A 21,980-nucleotide genomic window follows, 5' to 3' on the forward strand; every position below is an offset into this window, starting at 1 on the left:
ACACTGGTTGTGTGAGCAGCACAAAGAACACGGTGCGGGTAGTCACCCTCACCCCAAACCCCAGCATGGATGTGACCGTAAACGTCCCCGTGCTTAAACGCGGTGAGGTTGCGCGGATTTCCCAGACCCGAAAAGAGGCGGGTGGAAAAGGGGTCAATGTCGCGCACGCGTGTGCCAAAGCGGGCATTCGAACCATCGCGATTGCCCCCTGTGCCCCCTCCGATCCGTTTGCGGACGTCATCCGTGAACTGCCGGTGCAGTTTCACCCCGTTGCTATCGCGGCATCGGTGCGAACCAATACTGCGATCGTTGAAGATGACGCAACAACGACAAAGATCAACGAACCAGGAGCGAGGCTTTGCGACGACGAAAAGGCGGCCGTTGAATCAGCTATAGATTCAGTCGTCGCAGACGCTGAAGCCGTCGTTCTTGCAGGATCGCTTCCCCCTGGTGTCCCAACTGACTGGTACGCAGATCTTGTGGAGCGCATCCGTCGGGTTAATGCTGGCGCGCTGGTCGCAGTGGATACTTCCGATGCACCGCTGCAGGCAATTGGTGAGCGACTCGATACGAGCGCGCCGGACGTGTTGAAGCCAAACGCGTTTGAGCTCGCGCAGCTCACCGGTGGCGACGGCAGCGCATTGGAGCGCAGCGCTTCCGAGGGCGACTACGCCGCCATCGTTTCGGCAGCACAGAAACTGATTGACCACGGGGTCAACGAAGTACTGGTCACCTTAGGCGGCGCCGGTGCATGCTTAGTTACTCGCGCTGGTGCGTGGGCGGCGACCCCACCTCCAGTCACGGTGCTCTCAACCGTTGGCGCTGGTGATAGTTCGTTGGCTGGCTACCTGATGGCACGGATCGCCGGGGATGAACCAGCCGAGTGCCTCCGCCGTGCAGTGGCGTACGGCTCGGCTGCGGCGTCGCTGCCGGGCACTGGCATCCCCTCTCCTTCCGATATCGACCTTGAACACACTCACGTGTTCCCCGTATAACTGCATGAAAGAAGACAACGTGAATCAACCTCTCATCACGCCAAAACTTGTCACGCTTGATGCTGACCTTGGCATTTCTCCCTCCGATGTCATTGGCCAGCTCGCTGCACGTATCGCAGATTCTGGCCGTGCGACTGATGCCGCAGCGGTGGCTGAGGCAGCCGTCGCGCGCGAGGCTAAGGCCGGCACCGGCGTGAACGGACGGGTCGCTATCCCGCACTGCCGTAGTGCCGCTGTCACCGAATCCACGCTTGCGTTTGCCCGGCTGTCCAACCCTGTTGACTTCAACGGCCCCGACGGTGACGCCGAGCTGGTGTTTCTCATTGCAGCACCTGAAGGCGGCGGCAAGGCACACTTAAAGATTCTCTCGAAGCTCGCCCGCGCACTGGTCCGCGGCGATTTCGTTGATAACCTCCGCTCCGCCGCGTCCGAGCAGGAGATCGTGGATCTTGTGCACGGCGTGGTCAATGCTGAACCGAAGAAGGCTGAGCCGAAGAAGAAGGCCGATGCGGTGGTGTCGTCGCAAAGCAATGCGCCAATTCGTATTGCAGCGGTCACATCGTGTGCGACCGGCATTGCGCACACCTACATGGCAGCGGATGCACTGACGCAAGCAGCTAGCAAGCGCGACAATGTTGATCTTCGTGTCGAGCCGCAAGGCTCCTCCGGTGGGGATCCGCTCGACCAGGCGTTTATCGATTCCGCTGATGTGGTGATTTTCGCCCATGATGTCGCTGTTCGCGGAAAGAGTCGCTTCGCGGGTAAGCCCGTGGTCGACAGTCCAGTCAAGCGTGGTGTCAACGAACCGGACGCGATGATCGATGAGGCGATCGCCGCATCGAAGGACCCAAACGCACCTCGAGTAGCTGCAGCGTCGAAGGCAGATAGTGACGACACCGCGTCTGCCGCGACACAGAGCTGGCCCAAGCGCATCCAACAAGCGATCATGACCGGCGTTTCCTACATGGTGCCGTTCGTCGCCGCCGGTGGCCTGCTGTTGGCCCTCGGATTCCTCTTCGGCGGCGCGGACATGGCGAATGGCTGGCAGGCACTGGTCACCGAGCACTCCCCGACCAACCTGCCGAGCAATCAGATCACTGTGGACGGCGAACTCATTGCGTTCAGGCGCTCCGGCTGGTTGCTCTACCTCGGCGCAGTGCTCTTCGCCACTGGGCAGATGGCTATGCAATTCGTCGTGCCGGCACTGTCCGGCTACATCGGCTACGGACTCGCTGGGCGCCCGGGTATCGCACCTGGCTTCGTCGGCGGCGCAATCTCCGTGATGGTCGGCGCTGGCTTCATCGGTGGCCTGATCACCGGTTTGCTCGCAGGTGTGATCGCCCGCTGGATTCAGACGTGGAAGGTTCCGCGCTGGCTGGGTTCGCTCATGCCGGTGGTGATCATCCCGCTGCTGACATCGCTGATCATCGGCGTACTGATGTTCCTGCTGCTGGGCCGTCCGCTCGGCGCTGTCATGGAAGGACTCACCGCGTGGCTGGAGTCCATGTCCGGTTCGTCTGCCGTGCTGCTTGGCGTGACTATCGGCTTGATGATGTGCTTCGACCTGGGTGGTCCGGTGAACAAGGCTGCTTACCTGTTCGGCACCGCTGGCTTGTCTGCGGGTACCCAGGGTGCGTACGAAATCATGGCCGCGGTAATGATCTCGGGCATGGTGCCGCCGATCGCGCTGTCTATCGCCACCTTCCTGCGTTCCTCGCTGTTTACCCCGGCTGAGCAGGAGAACGGCAAATCCGCCTGGCTGTTGGGATTGTCGTTCGTGTCAGAAGGCGCAATTCCGTTCGCAGCTGCAGATCCGTTCCGTGTGATCCCTTCGATGATGCTTGGCGGTGCAACCGCAGGTGCGGTCTCGATGGCCCTTGGTGTGGGTGCACAGGCACCGCACGGTGGCGTGTTTGTGATCTTCGCCTACCACCCGTGGTGGGGCATGCTCGTGGCGTTGGCTGCCGGTGTCGCGGTGGCGACGCTCGCTGTTGTGGCGCTCAAACAGTGGTGGCCTAACGATGAGATCCGAAAGGCTGCGAAACGCGAGGAAGAACTCGTGTCGGCTTAAGCACAAGGGCGTACACTCGACTGCAAAGCGCATTCTTGAAAAGCCGCGTGAAAGGAAAGTTGCATTATGGCTTCGAAGACGGTCAAGGTCGGTTCCACGGTTGGTCTGCACGCTCGTCCGGCGACGGTGATTGCGGACGCTGCTGGTGAGTACGATGACGAGATCCTGCTTACCCTGGTCGGCGGCGACGAGGACGATGAGACTGATGCTGCGTCCTCGCTCATGATCATGGCGATGGGTGCAGAGCACGGCGATGAGGTCATCGTCACCTCTGATAATGCCGAGGCGGTTGAGAAGATCGCCGCACTGATCGCGAAAAATCTCGACGACGAGTAAAAGCTTCTTGCTTAGCGACGACTACGCCCGGGCAACCACAGTGGTTGCCCGGGCGTAGTCTTTTTGATGGGTGAGGTTAGCGGAACTGGCCTTCACCAATATGGTCGTAAGCCCACCGCATCATCGGATAGATAACGATGATGCCAACGGAGCCGAGGGCGATGCCTTCCAGGGTGACCTGCCCGACCTCGAAGGTGAGGTTGCCGATGCCGACAATCAGCGCGACGGCAGCTGCGGTGAGGTTCGCCGGGTCAGTGAAGTCGACCTTGTTGTCCTGCCAGATACGCACGCCAAGCATGCCGATCAGGCCGTAAAGCACCAAGCACGCGCCACCGAGCACGCCGGCGGGAATGGTGAAGATGACGGCGCCGAACTTCGGGATGAACGCGAGGATGATCGCGAAGGTGGCAGCCACCCAGTACGCAGCGGTGGAATACACCTTGGTCGCGGCCATGACTCCAATGTTTTCGGCGTAAGTAGTGGTGCCGGAGCCGCCGAAGCCACCCGCCAGGGTCGTGGCGATGCCATCGCCGATCAGTGCCCGGCCCTGCATGTGGTCCAGGTTGCGGTGGGTCATCTCGGCGACCGCCTTGACGTGTCCGACGTTTTCAGCAATGAGCACAACAAGCACCGGAAGTGTCACTAGCACGGCAGAAAGGTGGAACTCCGGAGTGTGGAACTGCGGCAGGCCAACCCAGGCGGCGTCACCGATGGTGGCCAGCGCGTCCTCGCTCAAACCGCCAGTGAGCGCGGCGAAGAGCCAACCCACCAACACACCAATCAGGATGGACAGTCGGGAAAGCATCCCGCGCGTTGCAACCGTGACCACCACGATGGTCAGCAAGGTCACGCCTGCAACAGCAGGCTGGGTTTGTACGTTACTGACCGCAGTCGGTGCGAGGTTAAAGCCGATCAACGCCACAATCGCACCTGTGACTACAGGGGGCATTACGGCGTCAATGACGCGTTTGCCGGCTTTTTGCACGATCACGCCGACAAGGATGAGCGCCACACCCGTCAGCAGCACGCCACCGAGTTGCGATCCAATGCCATACTGCTGAGACGCGGTCAGCGGGGCGATGAAGGCAAAAGAAGAGCCGAGGTAGCTCGGCAACTGGTTCCGGGTGATCAGCAGGAAGATAATCGTGCCAAGTCCGGAAAACAGCAACGTGGTGTTTACTGGGAAGCCAGTGAGCGTGGGCACCAGCAGTGTTGCGCCAAACATAGCCACCACATGCTGCATGCCGATGCCGATGGTGCGCGACCACGACAGTCGTTCGTCGGGAGCGACAACCGCCCCGGGTTTCACATGGCGTCCGTCGCCATGCAGGGTCCAACCAATTGAGTTCGTCACGAGTCTTCATTATGGCCCTCGCGCGCTTTGCATAGCTAATCGCAGCCGCAGCAGTTCGAGCGGGTAAGTTGCTCCTCATGGACATCATCATTCGACGCACCCCCGAGGAAGTCGGCACATACGCCGCCGATTGCATCGAGCCGTTCGCACGACAAGGCGCCACCATCGGTCTTGCGACCGGATCCTCACCCAACCCAACCTATAAAGAGCTCATCCGCCGACACCGCGAAGAAGGCTTGAGCTTCGCCAACTGCAAGGCCTTCTTGCTGGACGAGTACTACGGCATCCCTCGTGACCACGAGCAGTCTTACTACTCGACGATCCGCCGCGAGTTCACCGGCTCTATCGACATTCCGGATTCGTCCGTTGCGTCTCCCGACGGCGAGGCCGCCAACCCCCAGGCAGCAGCTACCTCCTACGACCACGCCATCCGCCACGCGGGCGGTGTAGATATCCAAATTCTCGGCATTGGCGCAAACGGACACATTGCGTTCAACGAGCCGACGAGTTCGCTGCGCTCCCGTACCCGTCTCATCGACCTGCATCCACGCACGATCGAGGACAATGCACGCTTCTTCGATTCTGCCGACGAGGTCCCGCGCCAAGCCCTGACACAGGGCATCGGCACCATCCTTGAGGCACGCCACCTGGTGCTTATCGCCACTGGCCCGGCGAAGGCTAACGCGGTACAAGCACTCGTCGAGGGGCCTCTGTCCGCATCGTGCCCGGCATCGGCACTGCAGCTGCACAACGCCGCGAAGGTTGTCGTAGACGAAAGCGCCGCCGAGATGCTCACCGGGGCCGAAACCTACAAGGCGTTCGACCCTTACTGGCGCTAACACCGGGGTCAACGCCAACCCGAACCGCCAGGCTTAGGAGACGACGAACTCCGCATACTGGTCGGCGAGGACACGTGGCAGGCGGACGTCGATACGCGTGCCCTCTGCCTCGTACTCCTCGGAGCGCACTGTGCCCTCCTCGTGCACGCGGCTGACCACATCACCGCGGGTGTAGGGCACGACCATGGTCACGTGCGCGTCGATGGAGTTGAGGTGCTGCTCGATGCGCGCCTCTAGCTCGTCGATTCCCTCCCCCGTCAGCGCGGACACAAACACCGCGGTGCGGCCGGTTTTTTCAAAGGCGTGGCGAAGTTCGGCGAGCACGATCGGGTCAGCGTCGTCGATCTTGTTCACCACAACGATCTCCGGCGGCATCTCCTCGCCCGAGTCGCGTGTGACCTCTGCAAGGACCGCATTGACTGCTTCGATCTGCTTCAGTGGGAACGGATCCGAACCGTCCACGACGTGCAGGACAAGGTCGGCGCCGCTGACCTCTTCGAGCGTGGACTTAAACGCCTCAACCAGCTGGGTAGGCAGGTGGCGCACAAACCCGACAGTGTCGGTCAGCACTACGTTGCGCCCGTCCGCCAACTTGGCCTTGCGCGTCGATGGGTCGAGAGTGGCAAACAGCGCGTCCTCCACCAGCACGCCCGCACCCGTCATCGCGTTGATCAACGAGGATTTACCCGCGTTGGTGTAGCCCGCGATCGCGATCTTCGGGATAGTGGAGCGCTGGCGCTGCGCGCGCTTGATCTCTCGGGCAGTCTCCATATCGCGCAGCTGGTGGCGCAGTTTGGCCATCTCGGTGCGCAGGCGGCGACGGTCGGCCTCGATACGCGTCTCACCAGGACCACGCAGGCCCACACCGCCGTTGGAGCCAGCACGACCGCCCGCCTGACGCGACAGGTTGCCACCCCAACCGCGGGTACGGCTGTAGAGGTACTCCATCTGCGCAAGGCTGACCTGTGCTTTGCCCTCTTTACTCTTCGCGTGCTGGGCGAAGATATCGAGAATTAACATCGTGCGGTCGATCACCTTGATCTTGAGGGCTTCCTCCAGCGCGATCATCTGCGACGGCGAAAGCTCACCATCAAAAATCACCGTGTCAACGCCGGTAGACAGCACAATCTCACGCAATTCCGCAACCTTGCCGGAGCCGATATAAGTACCCGGATCAGGTTTGTCGCGCTTTTGATACAGCATGTCGACGACTTCAGCGCCTGCTGTTTCCGCCAGTGCTGAAAGCTCCCACATGCGAGCCTCAATCTCCGCAAGGGTGCCTTCGGTCCACGCGCCAACGAGCAAGACCTGTTCGATGCGGAGTTTGCGGTACTCCACCTCGGTGATGTCTTTTTGGTCCTGCGAGCGGATCTCGGTCGATCCGGTCACGGTACGAAACGCGTTGCGCTCCTCCAGGTCGAGCGCGCCTACCGTCGGCGCGGATTCGTCAGGGACGGTGTTGTGCCGAAAAGCCTCACGGAGAAGTTCGTCGTGGGCGCGTTGCTCGGGCGTGGTGTCGTCGTCACGCAAAAAGCGCTCACGGCTACCGCCGAAACGGTCAAGGTGGGGTTCAGTCATTACATCCTTTAATGGAGCTTGAAATGTCCTCTTCATATCTACCCCATTAAACGCAGATACGGCCGAGATTCTTCCCCGTGTGCGACTGCGACTATTATCGGGCGCCATGAGCACAGCAATCAGCAACGACCTCGCCGCAATCGGCTTGAACTTTGATAAGTGGCAGGACGCTGTGGAAGCCGCCATTGCCACCGACCGTCTCGCAGTCACCGGTGAAGTGCGCGGCGGCCAACTGATCCAATACGCCGACCCCTCAGGTGCGCAGCTCAACATTTTGGCAGTTGAGCCGTTTGCCACCTTCGCAGGTTTCGATTCCGTAACCCGCGCCTACGCCCACGTCACCCCAATCAACGACGTAGTTGCGCTCGCCGATGTGGTGGGCCCACGCGGCAACGCGATGGCATCCCTGACCGTGAATCTTGCCCAGGGGCCACTGCTTGTCGACGAGCCCACGCTCCAATGGCAAGAACTCTCCGTCACTGCACTCGCGCTGACAACGGAGTGCTACACCTCCACCGATGCCTACCTGGCCCTGCACCCGGGAGCGGTGGTTGGCACGGTAACCTCCCCGGGCGCCGAAGCAGTCGCATCCGGTGCCGCCGCTACCCCGGACGCACGCGCCGAATTCTCCGGCCGCGTACTGGATGCGGAATACCGCACCTCCGAACTGACCGGCCAGCGCTTCATCCACGCCTCCGTCGACGCCGCGTTCCCGTTCGATGTATGCCTGCCCGACGGCGACCTGCCGTCCCGCGACTCCGTCATCGCAGGCACCGCAGTCATGGCCGGCTCCATCCCAACTCCGACCGGTGGCGGCTGCGGCGGTTGCGGCGGATCCTGCGGTTGCGGCGGCCATTAATCCCGTAGGGCTTGAACCATGAGTTCACCGGACAAAGACCTCTCACGAGCACTACTCGGCGCGCTCGTACTCGCTGCCACAGTAGTGCTTGTCTTGACGTTGAAACTACCCGGTCTGCTCGTGTCTGCCCTACTGATTGTTTGTGCATTCTTCATCAGCCGACATCTGCAGCCTGACCCCGAAGTGGCAGCAATGCGCTCGTCACTGCAGTACGCGCGCGACGACATCCTCGAAATTCTCGATGCATACGAGAAGCTCCAAAACGGCGCATCAGCCGCCGACATCGCAGACCGGACGCTGCACTACCCGGCGCTTGCAAACCCAGATAACTCAGTCCCCCAGGTCAACGAGTTTCTGCTTCGCGCCTCCTCCGCGCGTCGTTTCATCGAGCGCGTTGACGGTTATCTCGAATCCCCCGGCACCGACAAAACCCAGTTGGAACGCATCCTGATGGTCGCTGACGAGCGCGCCTTCGAACTTCAGGAGGCCTGGGACGACGCACGCCGGGCCGCAAAAGAGATCGGCCCGGCGTAACGGTTTAAAGTTGCGGTTTTAGAACGGCAACTGCGGCAGGTTAAACGGCAGCGCGATGCCAAACTGCGGAGCAAGCGCAACTACGCCGGCAAACAGCAGGCCAACGGCAGCGAGAGTGCCGAGAACGATGCCGACGATTGCCCCAACGTTTTCCTCAGGAGTATTGAAGGGGTTCGAAGCCCAACCCTTCGTTGGGAACGCAACGGTAGCGTTGCCACCCTGAGCGCAGGCAGCCATTGCCTTCTCAACCGCAGGATTGTATTCCTTCTGAACTGCATTGCCGGTCTTAACGTGCGCCGTCTTGTTGGCGGCCTTCTTGAATGCCTCAATGCGACCCGTCGGAATACCCAGCTGCTCTGCGGCAAACGATGCAACATCGGTAGTCGGCAAAGCCTCATTGCTTGCTACCACTTCAGTGAATGAAAGCGGTGACGTCGCGGGGATATCGCCGTTGTACACGAGCTCCTTTGCAACGCGTGGGTAGCTCTCCATCAGCCGTGCGTAGCCATAAAAGTAGCCGACGTAGTTGTCCTGGTTATAGGACATCAACTTGTCGTAGGCTGCTTCAAAGGCTTCCTCCTCAGCAGCAGTGAGATCGTCCGTGCGCTGGGCCTCAATCTTCTTTAGCGCTGACTGCACTGTTGCGGACTTCAGCGTAGAGTCTGCCCACCCCTTGATTTCCGGGTAGGCGCCTTCAATACCCTTTTCAAAAACTTCGAAAACCTTCTTTTCGGTATAGTTTTTGTTCAGTTTTGCCAGGTAGTCCTTTTCCGCCTGGTCCAACTTGACCGAACACGTGTTGTTGGTGGTGCGAGGTCCGATCTCAGCTGCGTATGCAGCAGGGACGGTGAGCAGGGATGCCGAAAGGCCAAGCGCGACGGCCGAGGCGATAACTTTGCGTTGCATAGGAAACTCCTGTCAGGGGGGGTGGGGTCACAATGACAGGTTGATTGTAAGGCAGGAAAATCCCCCGCACACGTGGTTTACAAAAACTGCTCGTTAAAGCGCGCTGGCAAGCTCTCCACGGAACACGATGGTGGCCGGGCCGGTCATGGTGGCTACACCGTCGTTGAGCTCGACCTTGACTGCGCCACCGGGCACGTTGATGGTGACGGCACCGTTTTCAATTCCGGCGTCTGCAAGCACTGCCTGAGCTGCGGCAACCGTGCCGGTGCCGCAGGAGCGGGTCTCCCCGACGCCGCGCTCCCAGACGCGCATGTGCGCTTCGCCGTCGCGAAGTTCGGTAAGCACTTCGACGTTGACGCCTTCAGGGAAGAACTCCGGGTCGAAGGTCGGGGCGACAAAGTTCATCTCCGCAAGCCCCTCAGGAGTCAAGCCCGGGATCACGCAGGCGAGGTGTGGGTTGCCCACGTCCACGCCGATGCCAGCGAACTGGTTCTCCCCCATCGATGCGGTGGATACACCGGTGACCTGAACCGCCCCCATGCCGACGGAGACGACGGCGTTGGCGTCATCAGCTTCAAGCACGCGGATGTGCTTCACCCCGGCGCGGGTGTCCACGTCGAACTCGCGGGCATCTTCGAGCCCTTCAGCGACGAGTACGTGGGAGAACGCACGGATGCCGTTGCCGCACATCTCGGCGATGGAACCGTCGGCGTTGCGGTAGTCCATGAACCACATACCGTCACGTCGGACGACACGCAGCAGGCCGTCGCCGCCGACGCCGGCGCGGCGGTCGCAGAGGAAGGCGACCTGCTCAGGGGTGATGTCGAGTTGGTCGTCGACATCGATCAGGACAACGAAATCGTTTTCGGTGGCATGTGCTTTCAGGAACTTCACGCCAGCGAGTCTAACGCGAGATCCACCACGTTCGAATCGGCGGCATCGAGCCATACCGTGCGCGGGTCGCGGTTAAACCAGGAGCGTTGCCGGCGCACGTAGCGGCGAGTGCCAGTGATGGTCTGCTCGAGCGCTTCTTCTTCGGTGAGATCCCCGTCGAACATTGCGAGAACCTGCGCGTAGCCGATGGCTCGTCCGGCAGTGGAATTGCGGACGAGGCCGTCTTTGACCAGGGCGCGGGTTTCGTCGATAAGCCCTTGCTCGAACATCATGCGGGTGCGCAGCTCGATGCGGGGGTTGAGCCACTCGGCATTCGTGCGCAGGCCAAGGATGCGCGTGCCCCAACGCGGTGGCGCATTCTTCGGTGGCTGGGACGCTTTAAAGGGCTTTCCGGTCAGTTCGATGACTTCGAGGGCACGCACGGTGCGGCGCGGGTCTTTATCCTCGATGATGCTGGCTGCCTCCGGGTCAACCTCGGCGAGTTCTGCGTGCAGGGCATCAATGCCGATCTCCTGCAGGCGCGCTTCATAGCGGGCGCGCACGGCGGGGTCGGTGGGTGGGAAGGACCAGGCGTCGATAAGCGACTGCACATACAGCATCGAACCGCCCACCAGCACCGGCACCTTGCCACGCGCCATGATCTCCTCAACCGTGGCAACGGCAAGCGTCTGGTACTCCGCGACGGAGGCGGTCTTGGTCACATCCCAGATATCCAGCAGGTGGTGCGTGATGCCTTCGCGCTCCTCCACCGGCAACTTCGCGGTGCCGATGTCCATACCCCGGTAGAGCTGCATCGAATCCACGTTGACCACTTCCCCGCCGAACTCGTGCGCAAGCGCAATGCCAAGCGCGGACTTGCCGCTGGCGGTGGGCCCTACAACTGCTATGGGGTTCATACGCTCCACTCCGCTACATACCGTCCGACACCCAGCGTGTCATCGGCATCGATCAACCGCGCATCCTTGCGCTCAAGTCCTGCGAGTTCGCGCCACAGTTCCGGTTCGAGCACCTGCGTATCGACGAGCACAGCTTCACCACCGTCCAACCACCGCACAATGGCCTCGTGCGTCTCCGGCGCGCCGGGCACCAACGCGAGTGGTGCGCGCGGTGTGAGCCCCGCAGGCCCGTCGACCACGACGACGGTGATGGCGGCGGCGGGGTCGGGCTCGTCGATACGCGAACGCACCTCGCGGACCTCCGGGTCCCCCAGCGCAAACCTGGCGACCAGCTCACCTAAATAGTTCCCACCCCGCACCGTGATGTCCGGGCCGCCCCAAGCACGAAACGACCCCGTGTGCGCCGTATGCCACTGCTTGTCGAGCGAGCAGACGATGTCGATGGCGCGGCCACCTGCAGTTTCTGCCAACGCACGGGTGGCGGCGAGGAGGCGCTGCGAGGCGTCGTCGTGGGGCGAGAGCGCCAACGCAGGCGATCCGGGGATGATCCAAAGGTTTGCTCTCACCCGCCCAACCCTACCCAGAGACCCAAATCACCCCGCAGCGATGTGTGTGGCTGTACGATCGCATGCATTGCGCAAAGGCAGCCGCGGCGCGCGGCACAGTGCGGCCCCAAGGCCGCGGAAAGGACGACCACCATGACCGAGTCGAACCCCACCAACACCTCTGGCAAGATCCCCTCGCCTGCCGCCATGGCGAAGAAGGGTCCGAAGCCTCGGCCACGCCCGGCCGCGGCGCCTGCCGCCCCGTCAGTGACACCGGCGCCTGTTCCGGCGCGTACGCCGTCGGATCCGTCGAAGTTTGGCCGTGTTGATGCCGAGGGCAACGTCTTCCTCACCCGCGGCGGCACTGAACGCCAGATCGCGTCCTGGCAGGCAGGTACGCCCGAGGAAGGCCTCGCACACTACGGGCAGCGTTACGACGACCTGGTTACCGAAGTCGAACTCATCGAGACCCGCCTGCGCGCTCACCCGGAAGACGCAGACGCGATCCGCAAATCCGCCGAAGCGCTGAAAGCCTCGCTTGACGACGCCGCAGTAATCGGCGACCTTGACGCCGTCGAAACCCGCCTCGATGCTGCGATTGCCGCATCCGCCGATGCCCGCGAGCAGGCCAAGGAGCAGAAGGCGGAGCGACGTAAGGCAGCGATCGCCCGCAAGGAAGCCCTCGCCGCCGAGGCCGAAGACCTGGCGGAAAACTCCACCGAATGGAAGCGTGCCGGCGACCGCATCCGCGACATCCTCGAGGAGTGGCGTGGCATCCGTGGCATCGACCGCGCAACCGACGACGAACTGTGGAAGCGCTACTCCCGCGCCCGCGACAGCTTCAACCGTCGCCGTGGCGCCCACTTCGCCGAGTTGGACCGCAACCGCGCCCAAGCCAAGAAGATCAAGGAAGAACTCGTCGACCGCGCCGAAGCGCTCAAGGACTCCACGGATTGGGGCAACACCGCCCGCGCCTACCGCGACCTGATGACGGAATGGAAGGCCGCCGGTCGCGCCCCACGCGAGGTAGACGACAAGCTCTGGGAGCGCTTCCGCGCAGCCCAGGACCACTTCTTCGAAGCCCGCAACGCCGTCAACGCCGAGCGCGACCGCGAATTCGAGGCCAACGCGGAAGCCAAGGATGCGCTCATCGCTGAGTACGACGCACAGATCGACCCCGCCAAGGGCCTCGGCGCCGCAAAGGCGAAACTACGCGAACTGCAAGACAAGTGGGACGAGATCGGCTTCGTCCCCCGTGGTCGCGTCCGCGAATACGAGGACAAGATCGCCCGCATCGAGCAGCGCGTCTCCGAGGCCGAAGACTCCCGCTGGCGCAAAACCAACCCTGCCCAGCAGGACAAGGTCAACCAGTTCCAGGTCAAGGCCGACGACTTTGAGCGCCAAGCCCAAGAGGCTGAGGCCAAGGGCAACGCCGCAAAGGCAGCAACGCTGCGTGAGCAGGCGAAGCAGTGGCAGGAATTTGCCGACGTTGCCGCGAAGGCTGTGAACGAGGGCTAGTGCTCACACCACAGCAGTACGTCCCCCGGCCCAACTCATCGGAGGCAGTGGTCGGGGGTTACGCATTTTCCGCAACGCTCGCCATCCAAGACATCACCGGTCTTGCCACCTCTGGCGTGTCCGCATCGCACATTGCGAAGCGCCTCGAGCCGTCCGCCGAATCCGAAGCAATCCTCTTCGCGCTCACCTCCCAGCAGGCACCCCGCCCTGTGACGGATTTGGGCTACCGCGAACTTTTCGACGACGACCTCGACCACACCGACGCCTGGCTCTTCATCTCCCTGCCCTTGCTCGAAGACCGTCGCGTGATCGAAGCGAACTTCACCTTCAACGCCGAGATCGCACCCCTGCCCGGCGAAGATGAACCGCCCGAACCGTGGGCCGCAGCGCTGTTGCTTCTCGACGACCTCTCCACCCGCCTCGAACGCCCCATCCGCCAACTCTGGGTCACCCACCTGCCCGACGCCCCGGCATCCCCCGCGCTGACCGACGCAGGCTACACAGCCGCTTTCCGGGAAGACCAGGCCACGTTCGAGATCAGTGCACTGGATGCCCTGCCTCGTACTGTGGCCGCCGAGTTCGCAGTCATCGAAGGCCCAGGGTTCTTCTCCAAACGCAAAGCAGGCGCCGACGAGGTAGAGCAGTTCTCCCGTCTGCTCACCGCGGCATCGCGCGACTACCCTCGCGGCGACCTGGTGATGGACACCATCAACTGGGACCTTGAGCGCATCCGCGACGCCGGCGCGAGGCTGCAAGACCGAGGCGGCTCGCAACTGACCGGACTGGCCTACGTCGACGGCGTCATCGTCGGACTCTGCGAAGTCGTGCGCTTCCACGCCGACGACCCGAAGGTCTGCGAACTCGGCCTTGTCTACGTCCTGCCAGAGCACCGCAGCCGTGGCATCGGCAAAGCCATGCTGCGTGCCTCCCTCGAGCGAGCACACGCAACCTGGGAAGACTTGGAGACGGTGTACTGCTCCTACCCCGCCGACTCCGCGCCAGCAGCCGCCATAATGAAAGGGGTCGGCGCGGAAGTGGTTTCCGCGACGACAGGGTGGCAAAAGGTCTAAATCTTGCGGTGGCGTTCGGCGGCACGGGCGCGGCGGTCGTCCACAAGCAACGGGTTCTCCTCGTGCGCGTTCGCCTGATGCGTCGCCGACTGCTGCAGCAACGCCACGTCGTCGCGCTGCTGCACCTTCGCGCGCTCGTCGGCCACCTTCACCTGTGCCTCAGAGCGAGACAGGATCAGCGGGAACAGCGTGAACACCGCAACGAACACAGCCAACATGGCCAGGTAGTAGCCGATGTCGCGTGAGGTTTCCGGAGCACTTTGGTTGCGCAACCAAATGCCGAGGATGGAAAACACGGCAGAGACCGTTGTGACCATCCAGGCAGGCAGGGTGACGGCGAATCGTCGTAAAGCAACTGCGAGCGATGTCAAAACCCCAACACCGATGAAGGAAAACCACACAAACAAGTACTCCGCCACCGAAGTGCGCGCATCGCGCGACGCCTGGGTCAGCCCCAACACCTGCCAACCGGCCACCCCACCCGCAAACGGCAACACCAACGCCACGAGGTACACCACCGCACACGCGGCGAGCACCCACCGTTTCGCCCTCATCGTGATCTGCGAAGCGGCGGACTTCTCCGCGCGAGCCAACGTCTGCGAATCCTGCTGCGTCATAGCAGCCACTGTAGCCCCTAGCAGCCGCAGGACGAATCGCCGGTGGGCTGCTTGGGCGGTTGACCGATCGTCGGTAAGCCAAGCCCCACGCCGACAGGTGCAGTCGTCGGCACTTGGCCTGCGGCAGAATTGTCGCCAGCCTTCGTACGACGGTGGTTACGCACCCCAGAATCTGCAATGAGGAAGTGCGGCTTGGACTCAGTGATGGTGACAGTGACGTAATCGCCCGGGCGGATCTCGCCATCAATGTCACCCTCAACCGCGAAGTGCACCAGGCGGCCATCGCGAGCGCGACCCGACATGCGGTGCGTGCGATCATTCTTGCGTCCGCCACCCGCTTGCACAAGCAACTCCTGCTCCGTGCCGATCATCTTCTCGTTCTCCTCGGCACTAATGCGATCCTGCAGCGCAAGCAAACGCTCGAAACGCTCCTGCACCACAGCCTTCGGAATCTGCTGCTCCATCTCCGCAGCCGGCGTGCCCGGACGCGGCGAATACTGGAACGTAAACGCAGAAGTGAAACGAGCCTTCTCCACCACATCAAGCGTGGCCTGAAAATCCTCCTCAGTCTCACCCGGGAAGCCGACAATAATGTCGGTGGTAATGGAAGCGTGCGGAAGCTTCTTACGCACCTCATCCAAAATCCCAAGGAACTTCTTCGACCGGTACGACCGGCGCATGTCCTTAAGCACCTTGTCGGAACCCGACTGCAACGGCATATGCAGCTGCGGGCACACATTCGGAGTCTCCACCATCGCGTCAATGACATCCGAGGTGAACTCCGCCGGGTGCGGCGACGTAAAACGCACACGCTCCAAGCCCTCGATGTCGCCACAGGCACGCAAGAGCTTGGAGAACGCAGAACGGTCGCGCTCCATGTCCTCGTCGACAAAGTTCACGCCATACGCATTCACATTCTGACCAAGCAGCGTCACCTCGGACACACCCTGATCGACGAGCGCCTGCACCTCCGCCAAAATATCGCCTGGGCGACGATCCTGCTCCTTACCACGCAACGACGGCACGATGCAGAACGTACACGTGTTATTGCAGCCCACCGACACGGACACCCAACCGGCGTAGGCAGACTCGCGCTTCGCCGGCAGGACAGACGGAAACACCTCGAGCGACTCAACAATCTCTACCTGGGCTTCGTCCTCCACCCGTGCGCGATCGAGCAACGCCGGCAATGCGGAGATGTTGTGCGTACCGAACACCGCATCAACCCACGGTGCCTTCTCGATCACCGTGTCGCGATCCTTCTGCGCCAAACACCCGCCGACCGCAATCTGCATGCCCGGATGATTCGCCTTCGTGTTCTTCAACTGTCCGAGCGAGCCATACAGGCGCTGATCCGCGTTTTCACGCACCGCACAGGTATTGAAGACCACCAGGTCGGGCTCAGTCCCCTCGTCTGCCGCCACGTACCCAGCATCCTCGAGCAGACCCGAAAGACGCTCAGAATCGTGCACGTTCATCTGGCAGCCGAACGTCCGCACCTCATAGGTGCGCGAAGTGGTGTTTTCAGAGGTATTTGCCGTAGTCACGGCGAGACAGTCTAACCAGGCAAAGCGCCCAAACCTAACCGCAAATGACAAACACTTTCCCAGTTTTGGTCACCCGCATCACAGTTTTGGCCTACTGTGCCTTGTATGACACAGGAGATTGCCGAACCCATGATTCGCATGGTGGGTGTGGAGAAGTACTTCGACGACTTCCACGCACTACAAAACATCAACCTTGAAGTCCCCCGCGGACAAGTAGTCGTAGTGCTGGGACCGTCCGGATCGGGAAAGTCCACCCTGTGTCGGACGATCAACCGCCTCGAAACCATCGAGGAAGGCACGATCGAAATTGACGGCCGTACCCTCCCCGCCGAAGGGAAGGAACTGGCCCACCTCCGTTCAGACGTAGGCATGGTGTTCCAACAGTTCAACCTGTTTCCGCACCTGACCATTCTGGACAACGTCACCCTGGGCCCCATCAAGGTCCGCAAGGTGAAAAAGACCGACGCCACCGCACGCGCTCGCGAACTGCTCGACCGCGTGGGGATCGGCAACCAGGCAGAAAAATATCCGGCACAGCTCTCCGGCGGCCAGCAGCAGCGCGTCGCAATCGCACGCGCCCTTGCGATGGAGCCGAAAGTCATGCTTTTCGACGAACCCACCTCCGCCCTCGACCCCGAAATGGTCGGCGAGGTCCTCGACGTCATGACAGAACTGGCCGAAAGCGGCATGACCATGGTCGTGGTCACCCACGAAATGGGCTTCGCCCGCAAAGTTGCCGACCGCATCTTGTTCATGGCCGATGGCGAAATCGTCGAAGACACCGACCCCGAGTCGTTCTTCACCAACCCGCAGTCCAGCCGTGCACGAGACTTCCTCGGCAAGATCCTGCCCCATTAACCCACCCACGTTTCTTACAAGGAGAATCACCATGAAGCGCACCGCACGTTTCGCATCGACCACTGCCGCAGCTCTGCTCGCGGCCACCACACTCGTCGCCTGCGGCGGCGACTCCGCCGGCGACGCCGAAGGCCTTCTCGCACAGATCGAGGCCGGCAACGTCACCCTCGGCACTAAGTACGACCAGCCGGGCCTAGGCCTGCGCGAAGCCGACGGCTCCATGACCGGCCTCGACGTCGACGTCGCCACCTACGTGGTCAACCACATTGCCGACGAAAACGGCTGGGAGCATCCAGAAATCACCTGGCGCGAAACCCCCTCGGCACAGCGCGAAACCGTGCTGCAAAACGGTGAAGTCGCAGCAATCGCCGCGACCTACTCCATCAATAAGTCACGCTCCGAAGCAGTCGACTTCGGAGGCCCCTACCTGCTGACCCACCAGGCCCTGCTCGTCCGTTCCGACGACGCCGAGATCACCGGCCTCGAAGCCCTCGACGGCCGCATCCTCTGCTCCGTCACCGGCTCCACCCCGGCACAGAAGGTCAAGGACACCCTGCCGGGCGTCCAGCTCCAGGAATACGACACCTACTCCTCCTGCGTCGAAGCCCTGCGCAACGGCAACGTCGACGCCCTCACCACCGACGCAACCATCCTCGGCGGCTACTCCGCACAGTCCCCGGGCGACTTCAAGGTCGTCGAGCTGAAGAAGGACGGCGAGCAGTTCACCAACGAGCACTACGGCGTCGGCCTGAAGAAGGAAGACCCGGGCGCACTCGAGGCCGTCAACAAGGCACTCAACGCCCTTTACGAGGACGGATCCTTTGACAAGTTCGTCAACGACAACCTCGACGGCGGCCAAGGTGTTGAAAAGGACAAGGTCGGCGACCTGTCCTTCGTCGAGTAGCACCTGCCGTGTGGCTGGGTGAACCCCACCCGGCCACCGAGCCCCAACCCTTCTTCATCTCCTTCACGTATTGGAAGTTCCCACCATGGATGCAATGTGGGCTGATCTCGCGCCCAAACTGTGGCCAGCATTCTGGACCACAATCAAGCTGACCTTCTACTCCGCCATCGGATCAATGATCCTGGGCACCCTACTCACTGCTATGCGGGTCTCCCCCGTTGCCATCCTGCGGAACCTGTCGGCGTTTTACATCAACACCGTGCGCAACACCCCGCTGACACTTGTGATCCTGTTCTGCTCGTTCGGCCTCTACCAAAACCTTGGCCTTGAGCTCGCGAGCCGCGAATCCAGCACCTACCTTGCAGACCAAAACTTCCGCCTCGCGATCCTCGGCTTCGTTTTGTACACCTCGTGCTTCGTCGCCGAATCGCTCCGAAGCGGCATCAACACCGTTCACTTCGGACAAGCCGAAGCCGCACGCTCCCTCGGACTGAGCTTCGGGCAGATCTTCTCGTTGATTATCTTCCCCCAAGCTCTGCGTGCAGCAATCGTTCCGCTGGGCAACACGCTGATCGCTTTGACGAAGAACACCACGATCGCATCGGTCATCGGCGTCGCGGAAGCATCGCTGCTGATGAAATCCACCATCGAATTCCACGCAAACCAGCTCTTCGCCATCTTCGGCATCTTCGCCCTCGGCTTCATCGTGCTCACACTGCCAACAGGGCTCGTCATCGGCTGGCTGTCTAACCGTCTGGCGGTGAAACGATAATGGCATCCTCTGTCCGCGCAACTGTTCTCTACGACGCCCCCGGCCCCAAAGCCGTACGCCGCAACTACATTTACACCGCAATCACCATCGCTGTGCTTTTGCTCGTCGGCTGGTGGGTACTGAGCAAACTAGCCACACACGGCCAACTCGACGCCGAACGCTGGACCCCCTTCATCCAGGGAAACACCTGGACCACATACATCATCCCTGGCCTCGTCGGCACCATTAAGGCCGCCGTCGTATCGGTGCTGCTCGCAATTGTCTTCGGCGTGATTTTCGGGCTTGGCCGCCTTGCCCCAAACAAGATCGTGCGTGGCTTCTGCGCTGTGGTTGTCGAGTTCTTCCGCGCAATCCCAGTGCTGCTACTCATGATCTTCCTCTACCAAGTCTTCGCGGTGTACAAGATCGTCCCGCCGGCATCGCTCGCATTCTGGGCCGTCGTTGTAGCACTGACGCTTTACAACGGCTCCGTTATCGCCGAAATCCTCCGCGCCGGCATCAAATCGCTACCCCGCGGCCAAACCGAAGCCGCCCAGGCACTTGGCTTAAGCCACTGGCAAACCATGGGCAAGATCTTGCTGCCCCAGTCCGTCGCAGCCATGCTCCCGGCACTGATTTCCCAGATGGTCATTGCGCTGAAGGATTCCGCCCTGGGCTACCAAATTGGCTACGTCGAGGTTGTTCGCTCCGGCACGCAGGTCGCCTCTGCAAACCGGAACTACTTGGCGTCGCTCATCGTGGTGGCCATCATCATGATCCTGATCAACTACGCGCTGACAATGCTCGCTACCCGCGTCGAGCGCCAACTGCGCGCTGGCCGCGCACGCCGCAACCCGTTTGCCAAGGTGCCCACCGCCGGCAAGGAAGTCGGTTTGGACACAAAGGACACCGTGAACCTCGACTGGCAAGCCCCTGGTTACCAGCAGATCGACAATCCTGTGGAGAAACACTAACCCCCCGTGTGCGGGGTCACCACCCCGCGTCACGCGTGGGCTTCGCACTCGGCGATGCGTTCGTCGAGTGCTTCCCTCCCCAAGTGCATTGCCATCCCCTGGTGAAACCCACGGCGGGCAAGTGCCCCAACGATCCGGCGCAAAAACTTGTCGTACTCTGCCCGATCCTCGGGTGCGTGTTTCACCTTGCGTGCTGCCTTTTCGGCGACCCCGCGGGCGATGCGCTCTTCATCGTCGTCAGTAATCTGCTCGAGCGCAGCCGCACGGTCCGCACTCCCCACTCCTTTGTCACGCAGCTCCATATCGAGCGCACGAGCAGACTTTCCGCGACGCGCAGCGCGCTGACGCACCCACTCAGAAGCAAATGAAGCGTCATTGATCAGGCCGGAAGCGGCGAGGTCGTCGAGGACTTCGTCGACAAGCGCAGGCTCAAACTCGGCCTTGATCAGCCGACCACGCAGCTCCTCACGCGAGCGCGCCCGCTGATCCAGCAGCCCTAATGCGCGTTTGCGTACCGGGGCCTTCGCCTCCTCATGGGCGTGGTCGATGAATCCCGACCCCGGTTCGTACGCCTCGAGAGCTGCTTTGAGGCGCGCAATCTTTTCGGGGTCCGCCATGTGCTACTTCTCGTCCGCCTTGGCGTCGTCTTCGTCGTCAAAGTCGATATTCGGCACCATGTCCACCGGATCATCCGACAAGGCATCATCGTCGACTTTGGCATACTTGCCCACACCCAGCGCGCGGAAAATCTTGTCCTCAATCTCGTCGGCCAGGTCCGGGTTGTCTTTGAGGAACAGGCGCGCCTTTTCCTTACCCTGCCCCAACTGGTCGCCCTCGTAGGTGAACCACGAGCCGGACTTCTTCACAATGCCGTTTTCCACGCCCATGTCGATGATGGAGGACTCCCGCGAGATGCCCTCGCCGTACATGATGTCGAACTCGGCGATCTTGAACGGCGGGGAAACCTTGTTCTTCACAACCTTCATCCTGGTGCGGTTACCGATGGAATCCTGGCCGTCCTTCAGGGTTTGAATACGGCGGACATCGCAACGCACCGACGCGTAGAACTTCAAGGCCTTACCGCCAGTGGTCGTCTCCGGGGAGCCGAACATCACGCCAATCTTTTCACGCAGCTGGTTAATGAAGATCGCGGTAGTCCCGGAGTTGTACAGCGCACCGGTCATCTTGCGCAGTGCCTGCGACATCAAACGTGCCTGGAGGCCGACGTGGGAGTCACCCATCTCGCCCTCGATTTCAGCCTTCGGGGTCAGCGCTGCAACAGAGTCGATCACGATCATGTCGATAGCACCAGAACGCACCAGCATGTCCGCGATCTCAAGCGCCTGCTCGCCCGTATCCGGCTGGGAGACCAGCAAATTGTCGGTGTCCACGCCGAGCTTGCGGGCGTAGTCAGGGTCGAGGGCGTGCTCGGCATCGATGAACGCCGCGATGCCGCCTGCGCGCTGCGCCTCCGCAATCGCATGCAGGGCAACGGTCGTCTTACCGGACGACTCCGGGCCGTAGATCTCCACGACCCTGCCGCGTGGCCAGCCGCCGATACCAAGGGCAACGTCGATAGCAGTGTTGCCGGAAGAGATTGACTGAATCGGCGGGCGATTCTCGTCGCCCAAGCGCATGACGGCGCCCTTGCCAAAGTCCTTCTCAATCATCGCAAGCGCAGCGTCGAGCGCGTTCTGGCGCGAGTTCGCGGCGGAAGCGGCAGTCTTCTTCTTCGTTGCCATGTGGTGTTTTCCTCCAAATTGTCGGTGGTGCGACGGTTGCCGCATCCACACTGTGTGTTAGTCCGTGCCTATTAGACGCACGCGCCTACCCTTCGGTTCCCTCCAAAACAAGGAAAGTTCCTCGGGGGCGAATACAGGAGCCACTTTAGAATGCGGCTACGACATCGAACACTGTACACGCAAGCGTGTTCG

General features: G+C 61.7%; 22 protein-coding genes. 12 read left to right on the top strand and 10 right to left on the bottom strand.

What is annotated here, in order from left to right; translation table 11 throughout:
• The first annotated feature begins 11 nt into the window (after positions 1 to 11).
• The 3 genes from HMPREF2734_RS06105 to HMPREF2734_RS06115 all read left to right on the top strand — a co-directional run bounded on the left by HMPREF2734_RS06105 (position 12) and on the right by HMPREF2734_RS06115 (position 3,402).
• On the top strand, positions 12 to 995 hold the full coding sequence (locus HMPREF2734_RS06105; RefSeq protein ID WP_224212638.1) for a 1-phosphofructokinase family hexose kinase: 984 nt from the start codon (positions 12 to 14) through the stop codon (positions 993 to 995).
• 19 nt (positions 996 to 1,014) lie between these two features.
• Complete coding sequence (locus HMPREF2734_RS06110; protein WP_210384744.1) at positions 1,015 to 3,066, top strand: PTS fructose transporter subunit IIABC; 2,052 nt, start codon at positions 1,015 to 1,017, stop codon at positions 3,064 to 3,066.
• Between the two features lie 66 nt (positions 3,067 to 3,132).
• On the top strand, positions 3,133 to 3,402 hold the full coding sequence (locus HMPREF2734_RS06115) for an HPr family phosphocarrier protein (RefSeq protein ID WP_070422337.1): 270 nt from the start codon (positions 3,133 to 3,135) through the stop codon (positions 3,400 to 3,402).
• Positions 3,403 to 3,478: 76 nt separating this feature from the next.
• Here the strand turns inward: HMPREF2734_RS06115 and HMPREF2734_RS06120 are convergent, their stop codons facing one another.
• Positions 3,479 to 4,756, bottom strand: a complete 1,278-nt coding sequence (locus tag HMPREF2734_RS06120; RefSeq protein WP_070451040.1) for a uracil-xanthine permease family protein — start codon at positions 4,754 to 4,756, stop codon at positions 3,479 to 3,481.
• Positions 4,757 to 4,833: 77 nt separating this feature from the next.
• Here HMPREF2734_RS06120 and nagB point away from each other — a divergent pair, with 77 nt between their 5' ends.
• A complete protein-coding gene (nagB, locus tag HMPREF2734_RS06125) occupies positions 4,834 to 5,595 on the top strand; it encodes a glucosamine-6-phosphate deaminase (protein WP_070422335.1) in 762 nt (253 codons plus the stop codon).
• 33 nt (positions 5,596 to 5,628) lie between these two features.
• On the opposite strand, the gene hflX is transcribed toward nagB, so the two are convergent.
• Positions 5,629 to 7,173, bottom strand: a complete 1,545-nt coding sequence (gene hflX, locus HMPREF2734_RS06130; RefSeq protein ID WP_083308103.1) for a GTPase HflX — start codon at positions 7,171 to 7,173, stop codon at positions 5,629 to 5,631.
• Between the two features lie 106 nt (positions 7,174 to 7,279).
• Between hflX and HMPREF2734_RS06135 the strand changes: the two genes are divergently transcribed.
• Positions 7,280 to 8,032: a hypothetical protein gene (locus HMPREF2734_RS06135; protein WP_210384745.1), complete on the top strand. Its 753-nt coding sequence runs from the start codon at positions 7,280 to 7,282 to the stop codon at positions 8,030 to 8,032.
• Between the two features lie 18 nt (positions 8,033 to 8,050).
• Positions 8,051 to 8,566: a hypothetical protein gene (locus HMPREF2734_RS06140; RefSeq protein ID WP_070569944.1), complete on the top strand. Its 516-nt coding sequence runs from the start codon at positions 8,051 to 8,053 to the stop codon at positions 8,564 to 8,566.
• 18 nt (positions 8,567 to 8,584) lie between these two features.
• Here HMPREF2734_RS06140 and HMPREF2734_RS06145 read toward each other — a convergent pair whose 3' ends face one another.
• From HMPREF2734_RS06145 to HMPREF2734_RS06160, 4 genes are all read right to left on the bottom strand, one after another.
• The gene (locus HMPREF2734_RS06145) at positions 8,585 to 9,472 is read right to left on the bottom strand and encodes a hypothetical protein (protein ID WP_070483814.1); all 888 of its coding nucleotides are present in this window, start codon (positions 9,470 to 9,472) and stop codon (positions 8,585 to 8,587) included.
• Between the two features lie 93 nt (positions 9,473 to 9,565).
• Positions 9,566 to 10,420 carry a diaminopimelate epimerase gene (gene dapF, locus HMPREF2734_RS06150; RefSeq protein WP_070569946.1) on the bottom strand — a complete coding sequence of 285 codons (855 nt, stop codon included), beginning with the start codon at positions 10,418 to 10,420 and terminating at the stop codon, positions 9,566 to 9,568.
• On the bottom strand, positions 10,363 to 11,262 hold the full coding sequence (gene miaA, locus HMPREF2734_RS06155) for a tRNA (adenosine(37)-N6)-dimethylallyltransferase MiaA (protein WP_070569947.1): 900 nt from the start codon (positions 11,260 to 11,262) through the stop codon (positions 10,363 to 10,365). The genes dapF and miaA overlap by 58 nt, the downstream gene beginning before the upstream one ends.
• Positions 11,259 to 11,828: a hypothetical protein gene (locus tag HMPREF2734_RS06160; protein ID WP_070569949.1), complete on the bottom strand. Its 570-nt coding sequence runs from the start codon at positions 11,826 to 11,828 to the stop codon at positions 11,259 to 11,261. The genes miaA and HMPREF2734_RS06160 overlap by 4 nt, the downstream gene beginning before the upstream one ends.
• Before the next feature lie 132 nt (positions 11,829 to 11,960).
• Between HMPREF2734_RS06160 and HMPREF2734_RS06165 the strand changes: the two genes are divergently transcribed.
• Positions 11,961 to 13,325: a DUF349 domain-containing protein gene (locus HMPREF2734_RS06165; protein WP_070569951.1), complete on the top strand. Its 1,365-nt coding sequence runs from the start codon at positions 11,961 to 11,963 to the stop codon at positions 13,323 to 13,325.
• Positions 13,325 to 14,395 (top strand): GNAT family N-acetyltransferase, encoded by a 1,071-nt coding sequence (locus tag HMPREF2734_RS06170; protein WP_070569954.1) that lies wholly within the window; start codon positions 13,325 to 13,327, stop codon positions 14,393 to 14,395. Before HMPREF2734_RS06165 ends, HMPREF2734_RS06170 begins: the two co-directional genes overlap by 1 nt.
• On the opposite strand, the gene HMPREF2734_RS06175 is transcribed toward HMPREF2734_RS06170, so the two are convergent.
• Entirely contained in the window at positions 14,392 to 15,012 is a 621-nt protein-coding gene (locus tag HMPREF2734_RS06175; protein ID WP_070569955.1) for an Rv2732c family membrane protein, read from the bottom strand. The genes HMPREF2734_RS06170 and HMPREF2734_RS06175 overlap by 4 nt on opposite strands.
• Positions 15,013 to 15,029: 17 nt before the next feature.
• Positions 15,030 to 16,559, bottom strand: coding sequence for a tRNA (N6-isopentenyl adenosine(37)-C2)-methylthiotransferase MiaB (gene miaB, locus HMPREF2734_RS06180; protein WP_070569956.1), 1,530 nt, complete (start codon positions 16,557 to 16,559; stop codon positions 15,030 to 15,032).
• A 129-nt stretch (positions 16,560 to 16,688) separates the two neighbouring features.
• Between miaB and gluA the strand changes: the two genes are divergently transcribed.
• The 4 genes from gluA (at position 16,689) to HMPREF2734_RS06200 (ending at position 20,046) form a co-directional block, all read left to right on the top strand.
• Entirely contained in the window at positions 16,689 to 17,417 is a 729-nt protein-coding gene (gene gluA / locus HMPREF2734_RS06185) for a glutamate ABC transporter ATP-binding protein GluA (protein WP_070483829.1), read from the top strand.
• Between the two features lie 31 nt (positions 17,418 to 17,448).
• On the top strand, positions 17,449 to 18,321 hold the full coding sequence (locus HMPREF2734_RS06190) for a glutamate ABC transporter substrate-binding protein (protein ID WP_070422324.1): 873 nt from the start codon (positions 17,449 to 17,451) through the stop codon (positions 18,319 to 18,321).
• Between the two features lie 85 nt (positions 18,322 to 18,406).
• Positions 18,407 to 19,093: an amino acid ABC transporter permease gene (locus tag HMPREF2734_RS06195; RefSeq protein ID WP_070422323.1), complete on the top strand. Its 687-nt coding sequence runs from the start codon at positions 18,407 to 18,409 to the stop codon at positions 19,091 to 19,093.
• Positions 19,093 to 20,046 (top strand): amino acid ABC transporter permease, encoded by a 954-nt coding sequence (locus tag HMPREF2734_RS06200; protein WP_070569957.1) that lies wholly within the window; start codon positions 19,093 to 19,095, stop codon positions 20,044 to 20,046. Before HMPREF2734_RS06195 ends, HMPREF2734_RS06200 begins: the two co-directional genes overlap by 1 nt.
• Positions 20,047 to 20,075: 29 nt before the next feature.
• Here the strand turns inward: HMPREF2734_RS06200 and recX are convergent, their stop codons facing one another.
• Positions 20,076 to 20,663, bottom strand: a complete 588-nt coding sequence (recX, locus tag HMPREF2734_RS06205; RefSeq protein WP_070483833.1) for a recombination regulator RecX — start codon at positions 20,661 to 20,663, stop codon at positions 20,076 to 20,078.
• 3 nt (positions 20,664 to 20,666) lie between these two features.
• The gene (gene recA, locus HMPREF2734_RS06210) at positions 20,667 to 21,788 is read right to left on the bottom strand and encodes a recombinase RecA (RefSeq protein WP_070483834.1); all 1,122 of its coding nucleotides are present in this window, start codon (positions 21,786 to 21,788) and stop codon (positions 20,667 to 20,669) included.
• Positions 21,789 to 21,980 lie beyond the last annotated feature (192 nt).

This window comes from Corynebacterium sp. HMSC055D05 (assembly GCF_001810365.1).
GTDB classification, from domain to species: Bacteria; Actinomycetota; Actinomycetes; order Mycobacteriales; family Mycobacteriaceae; genus Corynebacterium; species Corynebacterium coyleae.

Bases quoted from the DNA above. Each gene is read 5' to 3' on its own strand.
- HMPREF2734_RS06115 (WP_070422337.1), top strand. From the start codon at position 3,133: ATGGCTTCGAAGACGGTCAAGGTCGGTTCCACGGTTGGTCTGCACGCT.
- nagB (WP_070422335.1), top strand. From the start codon at position 4,834: ATGGACATCATCATTCGACGCACCCCCGAGGAAGTCGGCACATACGCC.
- hflX (WP_083308103.1), bottom strand. From the start codon at position 7,173: ATGACTGAACCCCACCTTGACCGTTTCGGCGGTAGCCGTGAGCGCTTT.
- HMPREF2734_RS06135 (WP_210384745.1), top strand. From the start codon at position 7,280: ATGAGCACAGCAATCAGCAACGACCTCGCCGCAATCGGCTTGAACTTT.
- HMPREF2734_RS06140 (WP_070569944.1), top strand. From the start codon at position 8,051: ATGAGTTCACCGGACAAAGACCTCTCACGAGCACTACTCGGCGCGCTC.
- HMPREF2734_RS06145 (WP_070483814.1), bottom strand. From the start codon at position 9,472: ATGCAACGCAAAGTTATCGCCTCGGCCGTCGCGCTTGGCCTTTCGGCA.
- dapF (WP_070569946.1), bottom strand. From the start codon at position 10,420: ATGGCTCGATGCCGCCGATTCGAACGTGGTGGATCTCGCGTTAGACTC.
- miaA (WP_070569947.1), bottom strand. From the start codon at position 11,262: ATGAACCCCATAGCAGTTGTAGGGCCCACCGCCAGCGGCAAGTCCGCG.
- HMPREF2734_RS06165 (WP_070569951.1), top strand. From the start codon at position 11,961: ATGACCGAGTCGAACCCCACCAACACCTCTGGCAAGATCCCCTCGCCT.
- HMPREF2734_RS06175 (WP_070569955.1), bottom strand. From the start codon at position 15,012: ATGACGCAGCAGGATTCGCAGACGTTGGCTCGCGCGGAGAAGTCCGCC.
- gluA (WP_070483829.1), top strand. From the start codon at position 16,689: ATGATTCGCATGGTGGGTGTGGAGAAGTACTTCGACGACTTCCACGCA.
- HMPREF2734_RS06190 (WP_070422324.1), top strand. From the start codon at position 17,449: ATGAAGCGCACCGCACGTTTCGCATCGACCACTGCCGCAGCTCTGCTC.
- HMPREF2734_RS06195 (WP_070422323.1), top strand. From the start codon at position 18,407: ATGGATGCAATGTGGGCTGATCTCGCGCCCAAACTGTGGCCAGCATTC.
- HMPREF2734_RS06200 (WP_070569957.1), top strand. From the start codon at position 19,093: ATGGCATCCTCTGTCCGCGCAACTGTTCTCTACGACGCCCCCGGCCCC.
- recX (WP_070483833.1), bottom strand. From the start codon at position 20,663: ATGGCGGACCCCGAAAAGATTGCGCGCCTCAAAGCAGCTCTCGAGGCG.
- recA (WP_070483834.1), bottom strand. From the start codon at position 21,788: ATGGCAACGAAGAAGAAGACTGCCGCTTCCGCCGCGAACTCGCGCCAG.